Origin of the sequence: Syntrophorhabdus sp. (genome assembly GCA_012719415.1) — a bacterium.
Classification (GTDB): domain Bacteria; phylum Desulfobacterota; class Syntrophorhabdia; order Syntrophorhabdales; family Syntrophorhabdaceae; genus Delta-02.
Genome location: JAAYAK010000323.1, coordinates 1 through 2,600, shown reverse-complemented (window position 1 = coordinate 2,600; position 2,600 = coordinate 1). Strand labels below are relative to the sequence as shown.

Sequence of the window (2,600 nt, the reverse complement as noted above, 5' to 3'; positions counted from 1 at the left end):
TGGTTGTGATAACCTAAAACTGACCCACCTAAGGGGCAAATGATCACCGAAAAATGACCCACCCCCAGGACCATCTCTGGTAAGTTGGTTTTTGATAGAAAACCGACTGTACCGGAGGGAAAGGGTGATAACGATGGATCAGTACGAGTACATCAGGACAGCGCATCGGGTTTACAAAAAAAGTATCCGGCAGATACAGAAAGAAACGGGCCATTCCCGGGTAACGATCAGGAAGATCCTTGAGGGTGCGTTCCCCGAGTACAAGCGGCGAGCGACGCAGGCATATCCCGCTCTGGACGAACACAGAGATACAATAGAACGCTGGCTTAACGAGGACCGCGAGAATCCCAGAAAACAGCGCCATACCGCCCGCAGGATCTACGCACGCCTTGTCGAGGAGGAAGGATACGCGGGAAGCGAGGTGACCGTCCGCCGGTACGTGCGCCAGGTAAAAGCGAGGGAAGGGATGGAGACATCCGGCGCGTATCTGATCCTGGAACCCGAATGCGGCCATGAGGCCGAGGCCGACTGGGGACGGGCCGTTGCAATAATGCAGGGAACAAGAATCCCCTTCCACTTCTTCTGCATGCGCTCGAAATACTCCGGCAAGTCTTTTGTACGCGCCTATCCCTGCGAGAAGCAGCAGGCGTTCCTCGACGCCCACGTCCGGGCCTTTAACTTCTTCGGCGGTATCTTCCCCACCATCGTCTACGACAACCTGACGAGCGCCGTCCAGAAGGTCCTTACGGGCCACGACCGGATAGAACAGGAGGGGTTCCGCAAATTGCGCTCCTACTATAACTTCGAGGCCCGCTTCTGCAACCCGGCGGCAGCGCACGAGAAGGGCGGGACGGAAGGGATGATCGGGTATATACGGCGTAATTACCTTGTTCCCATACCCGTCGTGGAGAGCTTCGAGGAGCTCAACGAGAGGCTCCTTCAGTCCTGCCTTCGCCACGGCACCCACCGGACGGAAGGCCGCACAGAAAATGTCGATTGCCTCTTTGAGAGGGAAAAGGAACATCTCATCCCCCTGCCTGCCGTGCCGATGAGCAACATGCGCCTTCTGGAGACCAGGATCAACAAGTACGCCACCGTCGTGGCGGACAAGAACCATTACTCGGTGCCGGTATCCCACGTACGGCTCAGGGTCCGGGTTGAACTTGCGATAGACCGGGTCGATATCTTCCATGACGGCAGGAGGATAGCGAGCCACGCACGGCTCTTCGGCAACAACAAGTGGCAGCTCGATCCCCAGCATTATCTCGAACTGATACGCCGTAAGCCCGGCGCCTTCGACAGCGCGCTTGTCATCCGCCGGTGGCGCCCGGCGTGGCCGGCATGTCTTGAGAGGCTTTTAGCACGGTTCAAGGAGAGGCAGGGGGAGACATCGGGAATAAAGGATTTTATCTCCGTGCTCATGTTCTACAGGGATTACCCGGCCGAAGAGATCGAGGCCGTGGTGGAACTGGCTCTTGAGAGCTCTATATCCAACAGCGAGGGGATCCGGCACATGCTCGTCTACTCGGGTCCGGAAGAGAACTTTGCTCCCCTTCAGGGCTGGCCGGCAACGCTCGTACCCGATGTGGCCGACTATGCACAGCTGGGGGTGATCCGATGAGACCGGCGACCGAAGTTCTTCTTGCGGACCATCTCAAACAGCTCAAGCTGACCGCCATCCTGCGGTGCTATAGTGCCCGTGCGCGCCAGGCCCGGGAGAGCGGTTCCGAGTATGAGGACTTTTTATTGTCCCTTATCGAATCCGAGATCGAGGCCCGTGCCGACAACCGGCTGAAACGGCGGATCAGGGATGCGCGGTTCCCGATCATAAAGACCATGGAGGGCTTTGATTTTGACGAAGCCGAAGGCCTTGACAGAAGATTGGTACGGGAGATGGTAGAAGGAACGTACATTAAGGAGAAAAGGAATATCATCTTTGTAGGGAAGACAGGCACCGGGAAAAGCCATCTTGCGACAGCCCTGGGACTCGAGGCATGCCGCCAGGGGATCCGCACCCGGTTCGTGACCGGAGCAGGTCTCGTCAACGAACTCATCGAGGCCCGCAGCGAACGAGCCGTAAGCAGGATAACCCAGAAGATGTCACGGTTCGGTCTTCTTATCCTCGATGAGCTTGGTTATGTCCCTTTCTCCCGGGAGGGATCACAGCTTCTCTTCCAGCTTCTGGCGGAACGTTATGAAAGGGCCTCCGTGATCATAACGACAAACCTCGGGTTTGCTGACTGGACGCAGTTATTTGGGGACCCGACTTTGACGGCGGCGCTTCTCGACCGCTTGACACACAAGGCTCATATTGTTATGTGCGATTGGGACAGCTACAGGCTTAAGGAGAGTCTCAAGAATAAATCTCCGGCAAAAAGGGGCAAGGAATGAAGGGTATATATTTTTTTAACTAAAACAGGGGTGGGTCATTTTTGCGTGATCACAGTGGGTCACTTTTAGGTTGTCATTGCCACGGTAATTCGCCATCAGCTTGTCATACTCTTCCCGCGGGGCCGGCTCCTGCTCGTTCCTGGTGATCTTCTCTGTGAACCTCCTGGCATCTTTGCCGCGGAGGATCGGGGTTTCTTTGATGGGGGTGG

General features: G+C 56.3%; 2 protein-coding genes. Both read left to right on the top strand.

The window, feature by feature from the left end; genetic code table 11:
• The first annotated feature begins 133 nt into the window (after nt 1-133).
• Nucleotides 134-1,621, top strand: coding sequence for an IS21 family transposase (locus GXX82_18250; GenBank protein ID NLT24980.1), 1,488 nt, complete (start codon nt 134-136; stop codon nt 1,619-1,621).
• The gene (locus tag GXX82_18245) at nt 1,618-2,391 is read left to right on the top strand and encodes an ATP-binding protein (protein ID NLT24979.1); all 774 of its coding nucleotides are present in this window, start codon (nt 1,618-1,620) and stop codon (nt 2,389-2,391) included. Before GXX82_18250 ends, GXX82_18245 begins: the two co-directional genes overlap by 4 nt.
• The last annotated feature ends 209 nt before the right edge of the window (nt 2,392-2,600 follow it).